The 14,457-nt window shown below is 53.5% G+C and carries 16 protein-coding genes, 1 tRNA gene and 1 pseudogene; 8 read left to right on the forward strand and 10 right to left on the reverse strand.

The genetic code is table 11. From position 1 onward, the window contains the following. Positions 1–4 precede the first annotated feature (4 nt). Positions 5–262, forward strand: coding sequence for a DUF6434 domain-containing protein (locus AC3A5O_RS20765; RefSeq protein WP_487753657.1), 258 nt, complete (start codon positions 5–7; stop codon positions 260–262). A gap of 163 nt (positions 263–425) precedes the next feature. Further along, positions 426–1,595, forward strand: a complete 1,170-nt coding sequence (locus AC3A5O_RS20770) for a hypothetical protein (RefSeq protein ID WP_487753658.1) — start codon at positions 426–428, stop codon at positions 1,593–1,595. 164 nt (positions 1,596–1,759) lie between these two features. Here the strand turns inward: AC3A5O_RS20770 and AC3A5O_RS20775 are convergent, their stop codons facing one another. From AC3A5O_RS20775 to AC3A5O_RS20790, 4 genes are all read right to left on the reverse strand, one after another. Next, positions 1,760–1,960, reverse strand: coding sequence for a hypothetical protein (locus AC3A5O_RS20775; RefSeq protein ID WP_122565996.1), 201 nt, complete (start codon positions 1,958–1,960; stop codon positions 1,760–1,762). A gap of 217 nt (positions 1,961–2,177) precedes the next feature. Then, complete coding sequence (locus AC3A5O_RS20780) at positions 2,178–2,393, reverse strand: hypothetical protein (protein ID WP_122565997.1); 216 nt, start codon at positions 2,391–2,393, stop codon at positions 2,178–2,180. Between the two features lie 61 nt (positions 2,394–2,454). Next, positions 2,455–3,000 (reverse strand): hypothetical protein, encoded by a 546-nt coding sequence (locus AC3A5O_RS20785; RefSeq protein ID WP_460082815.1) that lies wholly within the window; start codon positions 2,998–3,000, stop codon positions 2,455–2,457. A gap of 643 nt (positions 3,001–3,643) precedes the next feature. After that, entirely contained in the window at positions 3,644–4,249 is a 606-nt protein-coding gene (locus tag AC3A5O_RS20790) for a hypothetical protein (RefSeq protein WP_487753659.1), read from the reverse strand. A gap of 329 nt (positions 4,250–4,578) precedes the next feature. On the opposite strand from AC3A5O_RS20790, the gene AC3A5O_RS20795 reads away from it, so the two are divergent. The 3 genes and pseudogenes from AC3A5O_RS20795 (at position 4,579) to AC3A5O_RS20805 (ending at position 5,890) form a co-directional block, all read left to right on the forward strand. Beyond that, entirely contained in the window at positions 4,579–5,004 is a 426-nt protein-coding gene (locus AC3A5O_RS20795; RefSeq protein ID WP_240998435.1) for a hypothetical protein, read from the forward strand. 282 nt (positions 5,005–5,286) lie between these two features. Then, positions 5,287–5,579, forward strand: a pseudogene (locus AC3A5O_RS20800) (type II toxin-antitoxin system RelE/ParE family toxin). Positions 5,580–5,581: 2 nt separating this feature from the next. Beyond that, positions 5,582–5,890 (forward strand): addiction module antidote protein, encoded by a 309-nt coding sequence (locus AC3A5O_RS20805; RefSeq protein ID WP_038858737.1) that lies wholly within the window; start codon positions 5,582–5,584, stop codon positions 5,888–5,890. Between the two features lie 124 nt (positions 5,891–6,014). Here AC3A5O_RS20805 and AC3A5O_RS20810 read toward each other — a convergent pair whose 3' ends face one another. Together AC3A5O_RS20810 and AC3A5O_RS20815 are read right to left on the reverse strand one after the other, a co-directional pair. Next, entirely contained in the window at positions 6,015–6,287 is a 273-nt protein-coding gene (locus AC3A5O_RS20810) for a hypothetical protein (RefSeq protein WP_003203821.1), read from the reverse strand. Between the two features lie 388 nt (positions 6,288–6,675). After that, a complete protein-coding gene (locus AC3A5O_RS20815; RefSeq protein ID WP_163006719.1) occupies positions 6,676–6,861 on the reverse strand; it encodes a hypothetical protein in 186 nt (61 codons plus the stop codon). A gap of 106 nt (positions 6,862–6,967) precedes the next feature. On the opposite strand from AC3A5O_RS20815, the gene AC3A5O_RS20820 reads away from it, so the two are divergent. Continuing rightward, positions 6,968–7,294, forward strand: coding sequence for a DUF2388 domain-containing protein (locus AC3A5O_RS20820; RefSeq protein WP_122566004.1), 327 nt, complete (start codon positions 6,968–6,970; stop codon positions 7,292–7,294). A 196-nt stretch (positions 7,295–7,490) separates the two neighbouring features. After that, positions 7,491–8,024, forward strand: coding sequence for a histidine phosphatase family protein (locus AC3A5O_RS20825; RefSeq protein WP_487753660.1), 534 nt, complete (start codon positions 7,491–7,493; stop codon positions 8,022–8,024). Between the two features lie 862 nt (positions 8,025–8,886). On the opposite strand, the gene AC3A5O_RS20830 is transcribed toward AC3A5O_RS20825, so the two are convergent. From AC3A5O_RS20830 to AC3A5O_RS20840, 3 genes are all read right to left on the reverse strand, one after another. After that, positions 8,887–9,012 carry a hypothetical protein gene (locus AC3A5O_RS20830; protein WP_487753661.1) on the reverse strand — a complete coding sequence of 42 codons (126 nt, stop codon included), beginning with the start codon at positions 9,010–9,012 and terminating at the stop codon, positions 8,887–8,889. Between the two features lie 30 nt (positions 9,013–9,042). After that, complete coding sequence (locus tag AC3A5O_RS20835; protein WP_487753662.1) at positions 9,043–9,288, reverse strand: hypothetical protein; 246 nt, start codon at positions 9,286–9,288, stop codon at positions 9,043–9,045. Positions 9,289–9,488: 200 nt separating this feature from the next. Next, positions 9,489–9,565, reverse strand: a tRNA-Val gene (locus tag AC3A5O_RS20840). A gap of 183 nt (positions 9,566–9,748) precedes the next feature. Here AC3A5O_RS20840 and AC3A5O_RS20845 point away from each other — a divergent pair. After that, complete coding sequence (locus AC3A5O_RS20845) at positions 9,749–11,032, forward strand: NAD(P)/FAD-dependent oxidoreductase (RefSeq protein WP_305490818.1); 1,284 nt, start codon at positions 9,749–9,751, stop codon at positions 11,030–11,032. Between the two features lie 311 nt (positions 11,033–11,343). On the opposite strand, the gene AC3A5O_RS20850 is transcribed toward AC3A5O_RS20845, so the two are convergent. Beyond that, complete coding sequence (locus AC3A5O_RS20850; RefSeq protein WP_487753663.1) at positions 11,344–14,298, reverse strand: type III effector HrpK domain-containing protein; 2,955 nt, start codon at positions 14,296–14,298, stop codon at positions 11,344–11,346. Between the last annotated feature and the right edge of the window lie 159 nt (positions 14,299–14,457).

Here is a 14,457-nt window from a genome sequence, read left to right on the forward strand (position 1 = left end):
CCCCATGAGTTTTAATTGGCACAGCGATCAGCTCACAAGAGAGACGCCAGTTTGCAAGCATTACCGAAACACACAGAACGTCCGCAGATTCATGGTGGAGCACTGCGGCGCGAAGTTTAAATTTGATAGAGGCTTTATGGCCTGGATACGTGATGGCGTACCTAAAACACTGCGAGAAGTTGTCGATGAGTGGCGGCAGCGGAATGGTGATGGCATTGAACACAGGCCAAACACTGTAGATGCTCAAACGGGGGCCACTTGAAACCGGGAACAGACCCAGCCCTCACAAATTCCAATGCCTGAGCTTCTTGATTCATCTGTTCGGAATGCGCGCTCAAATATCTCCCGACAATCGGATTGCGATTTGACGACTACGTTTTCTCGACTATATTAAAATGCAAAATTAAATTTCGGGATGGAATCCGATGAACTATCTTAACAGCTATGATCCGAGTGAAATCTTAAACAGCACAATACTATCACTTGCACCAAACAACGTTATCATACAAGAACGCAATACCGTATTTTTTGGCGGACCTAAATCGAGCAATCCGTCCCCAGCCATCCATAGTGGCGGCTATCCGTTTACCTCGCTCGGTCAATTAGGTGGGTTCTACCTGAGTTCTTCGCGCCAAGAGAGCGTGGCAATAAATCAGCTCCAAAACAGGCACTGCGTCCCCTACAACCCTCACGCTCAATACGCTTCTTGGCGTACCGATCAATTAGTTCTCCTCGACACGGATGATGTTCAACAAATAAAGAATGCCTTGAACGCCGATGCATATTTCACCTCGGGCAGCTCTATTCAGCCAAACTTCAACTTCTCCAACCCCGTATCAAAGAGTGCTGGCGATTACATCGCCAAAAACCTTCATCTACTCGGCCCTAACCATCCAAATATAAAACAGTGCGTGCATGCGTTATCTAAAGATCCGGCCGCGTATTCTGAGGTTTCCGGCTGGTTAAAATTTCGCAAAAACGACGTAAAGTCTGGCAATAGACTTAACAACCATTATACAAATTTAAGAGATTCAAATGCCAAACACTACGCATCGGAGAACAGAGGAGAATATGGCGCTGCCAAACTAATGGTAACCGTTATGGGTACCCACTATCAGCTGAAAATTGGCAAAGCCTCATCAGGGCGAACCAATGGGATAGACCAAATATGGGTCAAGCGAAATTTGCGAACAGGCGCGGTGGAGGAGTACCTCATTGTCGAATGTAAAGGAAGTGTGGACGCCCATCTCGGCGATGCCAGTTATGGTCGACAAATGTCTACACGCTGGGTCTTTTATTGCTTGCTCGGCCTGCTTGGAAGCAACGGAAACCTGGCAAGCACATCAACTTCAGACGTATACGCAAAGAAAGCGTTGGTTAATAAAATCTTGCTTGCCCTGATTAATCCAGGCATTCCAGTGCGGGGCATGATTGTTCAACCCATGAGAAAGTCCAAGACCGACCCGGACTCCATAGATGTCTATGAGCTTGGAACCTATAGTTTAATCAATGAATTTAACGCTGCTTGGCAAGAGTGTTATGGGACGTCATCCAGTGCCCCCACCCAGCAGGTTGTCACTGGATTCAGGCTTTAAAAATTGGACTGGAGCGTCAGTAAACCGGGAGTAAACCGGGGAGTAAACCGGGGACAGACCACGATTTGGGCCCCTTGTAAGAGTAAACCGGGGACAGACCACGATTTGGGCCCCTTGTAATAGGTCCGTGTCACATCGTGAGCGCCCCCATTTCCCTTCAAGCATTAATGAAGAACCCTGCGGCTCTCCCCAACCCTGATCCTGTCGAGCGCCCTGTTTAAAGCATCCAAGGCATCGAGCAGGGCTTTCGCCTCAGCCTCCCGACCATCACCCCAGAGGCGTTCAGCCATTTTGTTCAGTGCCTGGATAGAGCGCTCAATGTCAGCAGCCGTCGCTGTTTTGCTTTCCTGAAGTTTCTTGGGCATTGATTAATCGTCCTCGGGCGCGTTGCTTCATCGGCTTCGATGCGAATGCATCGCACGGCAGAACGCTATGCAGGGTTCCATACCTATTCCGCCGCCGATGCCCCCCAATCAGTGAGAGAACTGGGGACAAATCACGATTTTGAGTTCATCTGTAATCAGTTCGCCTCATCATCGTGATCTGCCCCGCCTCCCCTCAATCCTTTAACCCTCGCCTCACCTACTTCACACCATAGAAGTGATTCAGCACTATCAGCTCAAACACAGCCACCAACGCACAGAACGCGATGAAGCCAAGGCTGAAGACCCGCTTGGGCTTGGATGAGCCGTCGCCCAACCAGGTCGCATCGGAATCAGTGATAAACCCTATGAGAAATAGCAACAGCGTATAGATCCACGCCCTGCTCCAGAATCCCTGTGTTTTCCATTGAGTCATCCGTGCTCTTCCGCAACCCGCTTTATTCATCTACTCATGACGCCGGTTAACCAAGATCGCATTACTTGGCCTTTGCGCCCTTGATGTCACTTATGATTTTCTGAGAAATAGCCTGAACCTGCTCTTGGGTCATGGCCGACATGACACCTTCCCAAGCAGACGACGAGGTGTCATACGTTCGAGTTCCAATCAGGCGGCCTGATTTCAAGTCCGAGTAATCTGCACTGGAATTGACCCACGCATTCCCCACCATGACCCCCGCTCCGTAGCGAGCGCCTGGGGTCAGGTAACGGAAATTGGTCACGTTGATCTTGATACCGACACCGTCCTTGCCCGCTTGGCTTGATGCCTGAGTCTCTGTAAGGCTGTAGCCGGCGCGAGTCGCTTCGACTTGCAGGGCATCATTCCACTCCCGCTTCAAGCGAGGCCAGTCCTCATTTTGTTGAACCTTGCTATTTCCTTCAAAGTTCACGACCAGGTTCTGCTTGGCTGACTCCTGAATGACGAGCGTTTCAGTCCCGCCGCTTTTTACAGAGGCAGCGCATCCGCTCAACATCAAAACAGCAACAGCACAGGACAGCGCAATCGAAAGCTTGGGTGTGTTCATTGAATTTCCATATCCACAAAATCGGTTGAGAGAGGCGTTAATATCCCGCCGAGCCAGATGGGCCCACACGCTGGACGCGCAGAATTTAGCACCATTACTTCGCTGCTACGAGCCAAGGGTGGGGTCAGCAAAAACTGGGACAGCCCGCGATATTGCGTACATTATTTGGCGGTCTCACAGTCGTGTCTTGTCCGTTCTTCCCGGCGCGAAATCAGCCCCTACACAGGCGCCTATGGGCAGGTAATAGCTTTTCGAGACTGCTTCTTGGTCCACAGAAGACGACCGTTGATTCTTCCATCAGTCCATGACTCGGTAACCAGAGCGCAATGGCCGCTCAGGTTCTCAACAAACGTCCTTGGATAGCCCTCAGGCTTTTCTCCACCCAGACGCATCCAATTTGGATCTGGCGAGCTGACTGATTGATAAGGCATGCAGGCTACTAGGGTGACCAGCGAGAGAGCCAAAACTACCTTTTTCATTTAAGTCCCAATTAATTTGGCGAGTGTCCGGGCAAAACGCGGAGTATAGATTGACTGGATGTTTTCCCAGCGCGAGCTACGACGAGGACTTCCTGCAAGTGCCGCTATAGAACCCACCTCGATCGGCGGAAACCAGAAAGCTGAGGGCAGACCGCGATTTGAATTCACGTGTAATCGAATCGCCTCATAATCGTGGTCTGCCCGCGCTTTCCTTGCATCCGCAGCCCACAAAACCATTGTCGCGAGCGAGGATGAGGAGACGGGGACAGACCCGATTTGAACTCATGATCACTTTCCAGCCCACTGTAAGGCCACCCTAGCGATGCTCGCTCCCTGCGGGCTCGGCTCGTGAAGAAGGCACCGAAACGACGGCAAGGGTTTAAATTGGACCAGGTCATATCCAAGCGTGCCTGCACCATCTCACTCTTCGCCTGAACGATCTGCCCTGCCAAACTTAGCGCCCTTCTTTTGAACTCCCTGTGAAGCGCCTGCTCCTCGGTCTCGTTTCCCAGTGGTTTAACCTTCATCTCGGAAAATGTGAAAAGCGTTTTGTCGCTGAGCACACAAAACGTGTCGCGACATTTTTGTATTTCACCCTGAAAGACAAAATCGCCCGAAATGAACGCACGTTCGTCCATGTCTATGTAGTACAGCGGCTCACCCAGGAGGTTTCGAACTTTTCCGTCCTGGTGAATCCGGCCAAAGGGCGCCCCATCACTGCCCCGGCCTTTGAAGACCAGGTAGCGACCGTTTGTGTAGTTGTACGGCATTAAGGGTCCTCATTCCGAATAGACATCGGAACACATGCTTTGCCCATTCGCTGTCCCCATCCATGACCCGTTCACGCAACGCTATCAGGTCAGGATTACCAATGCTCAATTTCTTCTGGCGACTGCTCGCGGAGCTGCTGACGTGTCCGGCAATTGCCACACGGGTCATCGAGCGTGCCCAGTGCACGCCCTGTGAGGGAACAGGGCGGCGCTGAGGACAGACCACGATCCCTTTTTTACCCACACGAATCATCAGCATTTTTTCCAGCTTGAGATGAGGGGAACGGCATGGTCAAATAACTGATAGCAGTTTGATATGGATATTCCAATTGAAGCAATACCGCGGCCCCATCCTATTTTTTTCAGCAATGATCTCACTCTTTGTACTGCTTCAACTCTGGCATGCACGGTCTGCTTCGGAAGACAAAAAGGAGGAGCGAGAACGCCAGCTTAAAGGGACCGCGCTCATCATGAATGCCCAGTCCCCGAAGATGATCGATGACACACGTCTTGATTCGGTAACCTATAACGACGGGATCATGCGTATCTCCTACACACTTACAAAAACCTCGAAAGATGAAATCGATTCCGACGCATTTACGAAAGACAAAAAGGCCCTTGCGGCCTCAGTATCCTGCGATGAAAAAGGTCTAGGACAGTTCGTGAAGTCAGGGCTCTTGATCAAATACACGATCAATGACTCAAGCAGTGCTCCGATCACAGACTTTCAGATAGACAAGTCCGATTGCCTTTGAAGGTCAGCCCTGAATAAGCCCGCCTCTCTCGCGGGCTTTTTTATGCGTGCCGTACCCGCCCTCTCGACGTTTCCGCGCAGTCCGTAACAAGCCCTCGAATACATCCCACTGATTCCTTTTTGCTGCTACGCAAAGACTGGGGAGAGACCACGGTTTTGAGTTCACTCATCATCAGATCGTGGTCTGTCCTCGTTTCCCCCCAGCCCCCCCGGATCGAGAATACAGGGGGACGACCAGCATCAGCATCTTGACCTCCAGTATCCAACTGGATACGGTCCACTCATGAATTATCTCATCCAGCAAACGCAGACGTTCACTGCTTGGCATTCATCGGTCCGTGATCTGCGAGCAAAAATCGCTATTGCCCGCCGCATTGATCGCGCCGCAGCAGGTAACCTGGGCGATGTGAAACCTGTCGGTGATGGTATTTCAGAGTTGCGTGTGGATGTAGGCGCTGGCTACCGGGTCTATTCACCATGCGCGGTGGAGTGGTCATCGTGCTACTGGCGGGTGGTGACAAGTCTTCACAGAGTGCTGATATCCGGCGAGCGAAGAAATTGGCCAAAGAGATTTGAACATGAGCCAACACCTGACGACATTTGACATGGCGGCACTACTCGATAGCGACGAAGCAATCAGTGAGTACCTTTCTCAGGTGCTAGCTGATGGTGATAGCGAGGAGTTTCTCCGAGCGATCGGCTATGTCGCCAAGGCCCGAGGCATGGCGCAAATCGCTAAGGACTCTGGCATGGGGCGAGAAAGCTTGTACAAGGCGTTCGCACCCGGATCAAAGCCGAGATTTGATACCGTACTCAAGGTCATTCATGCGCTAGGCATTGATCTTCATGCTCAGCCTGGGCATGCGGCTAATCATTCACCTGCCTGACGATCGGATTAGATACCGGGGACACACCACGATTTTGAGTTCACTTGTAATCGACCGTCTCATAATCGTAGTCGGTCCCGTTCTCCTCTTATGAAACGGGCGGCTCATAAGTCGCCCGTCTTCATTATTCCGCCGCCTGCGCCCGCAATCGTCTTCCAATCACATCCATGACATCACAACCATCGCGTAACGATGTGGTCAGCAATTTACAAAAATCAGTCAGTACCACCGTGTCTGAGCTGATGTCCGAGCGGAACGCGATATTTTCCAAGACTTGGGTCACAGTGCGGATGCGGTAATCGGCGGTTTCGAAAAGGACGTCCAGAGGCGCTTCGGTGTCGATGAGCAGGGTTGCGGGGATGCAGTCGATGCCGGTGATGGGCATGTATCGGGTCATGAGCAGTACCTTCATTCAATTGATTTAGGAGCAGGAGCTTCTGCGCTTCATTCAATCGAGTCGCCAAACCCGAATCGCCATCTGGGCGACAGAGAGACAATAAGCCGCCCATCCAGATGCCGCAATGCGCTGGTTTCCGAGGTTTGCGTAGGAATTTGCGTCAATGCCGCGGGCGGCGCACGGTTGAGCGTTCATAAGGCATAGCGAAGGGACTTATAGACATGGAAAAGGGGACACCCATTAGCCGGCTGCCAGTTGACCCAAGCGAATCCATTGATGGGCACTCTCAGAGACACGGGGCAAAAATAAATCCGTCCCCTTTTCTTGGAATATGCCGACACTGGGAGCCGCATCGGCCTGAAGGCGACGGCTGGTTCTGCCTGGCGATTCACGATACTGACGACGGTCCGGTCTGCTGGTGGGCACGGCGCGAGGTGACGCCATGAGCAAGCGCGCGATTCACCTCTACCCGTGGGATGGCGGCACCGAGGCTGACCAGGATATGCCCGACCACGTTTATTGTGGCGCCGAAGGCGACATGACGAACGACCAGCTCACGAACGACTGGCGGCATGTCACCTGCAAGCTTAGAAGCCCGGCCCAGTGCTGTGCTTCTTGTTTATGGCAGTACCCTACTCTGCTATGTTGGCGCCCTTTGATCGCAATGGAAGCAACGAAGAATGGATCTCTGGAAGGCGCTGACAACCATCATCACTGTAACGATCAGTGCTGACGCGACGGCGTGGTATGTCGAAAATCCAGTGGAGCGCGCGCTGACCGTAACTACACTTGCTCCGACCATGATCCTCGGCGCAACAACGGCACTTACAGTCAACGGCCCAGCAATAATGAAAAAAGCGAAGGACGATGCTCTCGCATTCATAGGCTCTGATGGTGAGATCCGCGGAGCACAGTTTGAGCAGGCGTCTCGCTACTATCGCTCGGCCTACAACTCACCGCTGATGAATGACATGCAACTGGCCCACGCAATCGTAGCTAAGTATTGAATTGGACCAGACTGACGCATCAACACTCCCATGTGAATTAGGGACAGATCTTGATTCGAGCTCGGCTGCCAGTTGATCCAAGCGAATCCATTCGATAGAAGCTCGCAGCGCAGCGAAGCAAAAAAATATCTTTAGGGGGAAATGGGACGGATTTATTTTCTAGCCAGCAGCTAGTTGATCCAAGCGAATCCATTCGATGGAAGCTCGCAGCACAGCGAAGCAAAAAAATAAATCTGTCCCCTTTTTTCTCGTTAGATGGTCGCCCGGCCAATTGCGCAAGGTGTGTTTGGCGGACGCTTACGTAGAAACTGCGAACATTCTTAACGAAGGGCTGAAGCTCCCGCCCGAGATAATGGAGTGCTTCCGAGAGCGGGATGTCGGGGTTTTTGAGGGTTTGACTCAAGCTGACGCTAGAGAGCGATATCCACAGCTTTGGTCACAAAATATCACCCGACGTTGGGATGCCGGGCCAACCGGTGGCGAGTCGATCTCTGATGTTGTGAAGCGAGTGCGGGACGGTTTGGTTGAACTGGGATCGAAATACCCGTCAAAAACTATTTTGCTCGTCGCGCACGGCTTCGTTGCGAAGGTAATCCGCGCGTTGGCTAAAGGGGACTTTTCAGATTTTTACCAATGGCAGCTCTCAAACGGGAACATGCTGGTCCTGGAGGACTTCGAAATTCCAACGCTTGATACCGTCACTCTGAGAGGCTCGCTGCCTCTAGTGTGATGCACCTATCGCTGGCGCCTATAATTTTGTCTACATACGTATTCATAAACCAGTCAGGTATGTCTTCTTCGTGGAACTGAAGATCAGTGCCGTACGGGGAAACCGGAGAACAGACCAAGAACTGAACTCACTTGTACCTGGCTCTTCCCACAATCGTGGTCTGTCCCTGTTACCCCCGGTGTGATGCTTTGTGTTTAGCACTTGAAAAGTACATTGCACCGGGCACACCACCCTTCAGCTACGCTCCGGTTCATTGGAAAACGGAGGGGAGGATGACTTGTATCGGCAACCGTCAAAACCAGTGAGAATCCTATGAATCTACGCCGAATCTCGTCGGCTGGAACACTCATGCCCGCCCCATCGACTATTTGAAGAACCCCGCCCGACACCCTGGTGTCAATCTGTTTCCACTCACACTGCCAGCCTGTTACCCACGTGAAATCTCGAACTTGATAATCGCCGGTGGCGCTTTGGCATTGAGCGAGTTTCTTGTTGGAAGGGTCAAAGGCAAAAAATAGAGGGCTTGGAAAGCCGAGCAACTGAGTATCATCAAAACTCAAACCTTCTTTTAGGTTGATAGATGCTACAAGTGCTTTTGCTCGTCTCTTGCGCCATATCAAGTACCATATGGCGAGGCAAAAAATAGAAACAGAAGCCAGGAAGAGCTGACGTCCTTCGACTGTAAGCTTACCGGGCGAAAACTCTATCATGCCCCACAAGAGTCCTATCATCGCAAGCCCCGATACCCAAGCGGCGGGAATCACTATTCTGTTAGCGAGGCTAGCTCCGAGCGTCCTCAAACAGCTTTTCATAACTGTATCCAATTATCATTTATAGAAGAACTCGTAGGTTATCATCGCCACTATCCGACTTGATCGATCAGACGCTGTGTGTTGCGGGCCGTCAGAGCTTTCAGCCCTTCCAAGTCGATATCGCTCTCGATGATATTCGGAACGATGGTGCGTTGGCGTATCAGGGAATCATTCATCGCCGCAACCGAGCGTGCCTTCGCTACAGCTCAAAGCAGCGTATTGAGCTCTTTTTCGCGCCCAAGCGGAGCGTCAACTTCACGGAGCTTCTTCTCTGCAAACCTCAGGTTATCTGCCACCAGGCCAAAAGGGTGGCCTTCCAGATAACGTTCGGGAACGTTTTTCTCGCATAAAATCTTGGTGCATTGACTCATGTCGGTATCGAGCTTGCTCAGATCGGCAACAACACGTTTCACAAGAAACTGCACATTAACGCCACCGATAAGCCTATCCATCGCCTTACCAAGCCTCTTTCCTGAAAACGCTCAGAGCGTAATGCGATAAAAAACCTCCGGCGAGGGACTTGGGGCCAGATTAGTGCCTTTGAAGAGATTTTCAGAAACCTCCTACGTCGCAGCTTTGCAAACCCCAGACGCAAAAAAGGGCCAACCTCTCGGTTGACCCTTCTAGACCGCCCAGCAGAGCGGATTTTGTTTGGTAGGCGCGATTGGACTCGAACCAACGACCCCCACCATGTCAAGGTGGTGCTCTAACCAACTGAGCTACGTGCCTGCTGTGAGGCGGCATTCTACGGAATTCCGGAGGGGTGTCAACACCTTTTTTTCACCTAACCCTATGAATATGCAAAATATTTAATTTCACCGGGGCAACGAAGATTTGGAGGTGGCTGGCGGCCGATTTTTATCTCGGGTAGGATCGCTGCATTCGTAAAAAATATAAAACAGAGGTTCCAGAATGACGAACACATCCTACCCAGCGTCCTATTACGCCGCATCGGCCAACCCGGTTCCGGCGCGCCCGGCTCTGCAGGACGATGTCGAGACTGATGTGTGCGTGATCGGGGCCGGTTACACCGGGCTGTCTTCTGCGCTGTTTTTGCTGGAGAACGGTTTCAAGGTCACCGTGCTGGAGGCAGCTAAGGTCGGCTTTGGTGCTTCGGGTCGCAACGGTGGGCAGATCGTTAACAGTTATAGCCGCGACATTGATGTAATCGAACGCAGTGTCGGTCCTCAGCAGGCGCAGTTGCTGGGCAACATGGCGTTCGAGGGCGGGCGGATTATTCGCGAGCGGGTGGAGAAGTATCAGATTCAGTGCGACTTGAAGGACGGCGGTGTATTCGCTGCCCTCACCACTAAACAGATGGGCCACCTGGAGTCGCAGAAGCGTTTATGGGAGCGTTTCGGGCATACCCAGCTGGAGTTGCTGGATCAGCGGCGTATTCGCGAAGTGGTGGCTTGTGATGAGTATGTGGGCGGCATGCTCGATATGAGTGGCGGGCATATTCATCCGCTCAACCTCGCGCTGGGCGAAGCGGCGGCGGTGGAGTCCCTGGGTGGGGTGATTTATGAGCAATCGCCGGCGGTGCGCATCGAGCGTGGCGCCAGCCCGGTTGTGCATACGCCGCAGGGCAAGGTCAGGGCCAAGTTCATTATCGTGGCCGGCAATGCCTACTTGGGCAATCTGGTGCCGGAGCTGGCGGCCAAGTCCATGCCTTGTGGCACCCAGGTGATCGCTACCGAGCCCTTGGGCGATGAGTTGGCTCGCAGCCTGTTGCCTCAGGATTATTGCGTTGAAGACTGCAATTACTTGCTCGATTACTACCGGCTGACGGGGGACAAGCGGCTGATCTTCGGCGGTGGCGTGGTGTATGGCGCAAGGGATCCGGCGAACATTGAGGCGATCATTCGGCCGAAGATGCTCAAGGCCTTCCCGCAGCTCAAGGATGTGAAGATCGATTACGCCTGGACCGGAAACTTCCTGCTGACACTGTCGCGTCTTCCGCAGGTCGGGCGGCTGGGGGATAACATTTATTATTCCCAGGGCTGCAGCGGCCATGGCGTGACGTATACGCACCTGGCGGGCAAGGTCCTGGCCGAGGCGCTGCGCGGTCAGGCTGAGCGTTTTGATGCGTTTGCAGACCTGCCGCACTACCCCTTCCCTGGCGGTCAGTTGTTGCGTACACCGTTTGCGGCGATGGGGGCTTGGTATTACGGGCTGCGGGATAGGCTCGGGTTCTAAGATGGCATTGGCCACCCGCGGTTGGTTGCGCATTACCGATCTTCCGCGGGTATGCCACAGACGCAGCAGGGAAATGCTGGAATCCACTATTAAAGGCAAGAACTGAGTCCTGCTGCCGTCGGGGGAGTACTCCTCTCGATTCCTGATAACACTTAACGTGCGAGGGGAAAAAGTGAGTCTCCCTTCGACCAAGTCATCTGCCCAGCCCTGCAAAGCCAAACATGGTGTGCACTTTAGTTGGGCTGAGCCCTCCATCCGACACGGGTTCCGATGGAGGGCAAGGGCTCACCGGGCAAGCCTGGGAACAGGCTTTAGTCGGTTTGCGGCCAGTCCTCATCGGGAATGTCACTGAAATCACCGCCCTGCACGCCATCGATTTCGTACTGCGTCAGATAGTCGCCGAGCAGATCACCAAAGTGGTCTTGCTGCGTCTGCCGTTTGCCCTCCGCAATAAGGCCCGGGAGCAACAGGGCAACCGCGCCGACGCCCGCCGCCACGGTGCCTAGGACTCCAGCCAGCGGGGCCATCGCCGCCCTGACTGCCAGATGGCCAAAAAGGCCTGCGCCGCCCTCAATCGCGGATGCCAGGCCTGACAATGACGCCAGTGCGCCTGAAGTGATGCTGATACCACCACTGACGGGGTCGCCCTTGCGAATCGACTGAACGCCATCAAAGATTCCGTACGCACCCGCAACCATGCCGGCCAAACCGCCGATACCCTTGGCACCGCTTTCAAATTTGTCGGCGATGCTGGTGAGAGATTTTATGGGGTCGTCGAAAAAGGCTTTGATGTTGGGATCAAGATCAGCGTTGCCTATGTTTTTCAGATAGCTTTTCAGGTTCTTGGCACCACCCTCGGTGAGCAGGGTCGTCGTCATGACCGATCCAGTGGTGATGTCTATGATGTTTCGTTCGGTCAGGTTTGCGCCATTCTGAGCGCCTTTGGCGATCGTAACGCCAGCCATGAAGATGCCGCTAACGCCATGCAGTACGCCTTTGTCGGACAAGTTCTTGAGGTCGGGGTTGAGCCAGGACGACTTCAATTCCGCAAGCGACTTGGTGCCTTGGCGCAGGATGTCCCAATTAGAACGGATGCCCGCGACGATCTGGTCGGCCGTTGCGACGGTACCATCCGGGTTGGTCACGAGCTCCGGATTGGACTGGATAAGCGTCTCGGCCATCGTCCTGACTTTTGCCTCGTCAAGTTCGTCGCCGCCATTGATACCCAAGGCTTGCTTGAGGTCATCAAAGGTGCCGTCTTTCATGGCGTTGTCGCGCCCGATCCTGCTGAAATTGTCGTTCAACTGCGTGTCGAAACGTGCGGTGACGGTAGGGTCCAGTGCCGCGTTGTAGAGCGCGACCTCCGCGGAGAAAGTGCTGACCGCTTCTTCGAAGGTGCCGGTTTGCATCAGTTCTTCCAGTCGTGTCCCGGAAGCAAGCGAGTGCTCGTAATAATCCTGGAACGCTTGGGCATGCTGAGAGGCGCCGACGCCCTTTTGAATCTCTGCCCGATCATTGATGCCGAGCGCTTCCTGATAAAGCGTTGCACTGGAGAAGTATTCGGCCAGCACCGCCTGTTGGTCAGTGCTGCCGTCTTTCGTATGCTTGTCCCATAGCGCATCAAGAGCTGCACCGGACTTGATGTCTTCGTAGTTTTTTTGCACCGAGTCCTTTAACCCAGGTACTGCCTCAAATAGATTGGCCATCTGCGTCGAGGTGGTTTCATTAAGAAACTTGACCACCTCGGGATCACTTTGTAGCTGGTCAATGTGGCTATTGACATCGGCAAGCAGCTTGTTGGGATCTGGATGGCTGCGCACAGCGTTGGCGATGGAAACCTTACCGTAATCATCACTCCACAGACCGGCAGCCGCACCGTCGATGATCAACTGTCGCGCCTTGAGCAGATCCTGTAACACCGCAGCCCGCTGTTCGGCGGAATAGTTGCCAGGGTTTTCGAAGACGTCCTTACCCAGGTCACCGGTATCAATGCCGGAGACCCCGCTGGCATTCGCTATCTGGTTGATGAACAGCAGAGCGTCCCCTGCGGTCTTGGGGCTGGAGGTCTTCAGCCAGTTCTGGATGTCGCGCTTGTCGAGCTTACCATCGGGTTTGCTCTCCAATGGTTTCCCACTGGTTTCAAGCGTTTCGAACGCACCCGCCTGCGACCAAAAAGTCAGGGCTTGCTTCAAGTCATCACTGATGTTCGGGTTTTCATCCAGGTATTTCTGCAGGGCCTCACGCGTCAGGTGTTTACCGCTATCGGTCCGCTCGCTGATCTCGTCGAAGTTCTCCAGCAGCAGCGCCGAATGCTTCGCAAGTTCCAGGGAGGTTGCGTCAGCATTCGGGGAGGCTTTCAGAAAGTCGTTATAGGCGCCGATATCTTCGGCTTTAGAGGCAACAGGTCGTAGCCATGCATTCAGGTCGTTGCTGCTGATTTTGCCGTCGGCCTTGTTGTTGTGTGCCTTGGTATCAAGCAGGTCAAAAAATCCTTTGTTATCGAGCAGGAACTGCGCCGCCTCGCGATCTTCCGCGCTTCGATTTTCATCGGCCGCGTACTTCCTCAAATCCTTGTCACTGACAATGCTGTCGGAGGCGTTCCAGTCGTCCCATCGATCACGGATCGTATCGATGACCTCACTGTTCTGCTCGTAGAACTTGCTCTGGTAGCCTTCCTGTTTCCAGACCAATTGGTTGTAGAGGTCGGGCGTCACATCCTTCGAGACATTGATCTTTTCGCCGTTGATCGTCAGGCGGATAAAGCCAGTGTGTTCATCCGGGGGCAAGATTTCTGCGCTCGCCAGTGCTTCTGCTGATAGAAGCGCGCCATCTGCGCGCAACAAAAAGCCTTCGTCGTTGCCCTTTTGCAACGCATCAACCTTGGCGAAGTAATCAGGCGTCGCCTCTTTGCTGATGGTGAATTCATTGCCCTCCTTGTCCCGAGCCGAGTATGCCGTCACCTCGCCATCTGTCCACCATCCCATGAAAATCTCGAGATCCTGGAGCGGCACGGTTTCGTCGTCGCGCAGCGTGCGTCCATAAGGCGGCTTCAGCGCTTCAGCTATGGTGCCGCCCGCTTCTCGCAACGCCTGGAGCACCTTGTCAGGCTGGGACGGCGAAGCCTCTTTGTCTGCCGCACCGCGTGGGTCAGGCGTTTTATCGCTGACTTGCTTGCGGGCCGCGCCAAGAATTTTCTCGAAGCGCTGACCCGCTTCAGAATCAGGGAATTGGGTATCTGTGGGGCGTGCATTGCTGTCGATTCGCAAGGGGACATCCTCCTGATCATGGCACCGATAGCGCTAGGGGAATCAACTATTACCGTTGAACGTTACAGGGGGATGTACCCAGGCAGACAACTGGCCCTACAACCCCTATAAAGCAGCGCTGCTCTCCATTTCATGACACTTGCCTCGTTGTACCGCACC

The sequence above is a fragment of the Pseudomonas sp. Soil_N_39 genome (genome assembly GCF_057655955.1).